Origin of the sequence: Pelotomaculum propionicicum, from assembly GCF_004369225.1 — a bacterium.
GTDB classification, from domain to species: Bacteria; Bacillota; Desulfotomaculia; order Desulfotomaculales; family Pelotomaculaceae; genus Pelotomaculum_B; species Pelotomaculum_B propionicicum.
The window spans coordinates 1-563 of sequence record NZ_QFFZ01000171.1; the positions used below are offsets into that span (position 1 = coordinate 1).

General features: G+C 46.4%; 1 protein-coding gene. It reads left to right on the forward strand.

Going from position 1 to position 563, the window contains the following annotated elements; genetic code table 11:
• The coding region (locus tag Pmgp_RS19370) for an IS256 family transposase (protein WP_134216323.1) at positions 1-563 on the forward strand (563 nt) is incomplete at both ends.

Here is a 563-nt window from a genome sequence, read left to right on the forward strand (position 1 = left end):
GTAATAGCCGTAACGGCTACAACAAAAAAACTATCCAAACCAAGTTTGGCAAATCAGAAATTGAAATCCCCCGGGATCGAAATGGTGAATTCGAGCCCAGAATTATCGGCAAATATGAAAAGACTTCCAACCAACTTGAAGAGCAGATTATAGCCATGTACGCCAAGGGCATGTCCACCAGGGATATCGAAGACCACATGCGGGACATCTATGGCATTGATGTTTCGCCAACAATGGTTAGTAAAATTACCGATAAGATCTTGCCCATGATCTCCGAGTGGCAGTCAAGGCCTCTGGACCACGTTTACCCGGTAGTTTTTCTTGACGCTATCCACTTCAAAGTCCGTAAGGATAACCGGATAATTAATAAAGCAGCCTATAGCGTAATGGCCATTAATATGGCCGGCCAGAAGGAAGTCTTAGGGATCTGGGTTGGGGAAAACGAAAGCGCCAGTTTCTGGCTCGGCGTGTGTAATGACCTGAAAAACAGGGGGGTTCAAGATATCCTGATCGCCTGCAAAGACGGGCTTTCCGGGTTTTCAGAGGCTATTAGCACTGCTTTC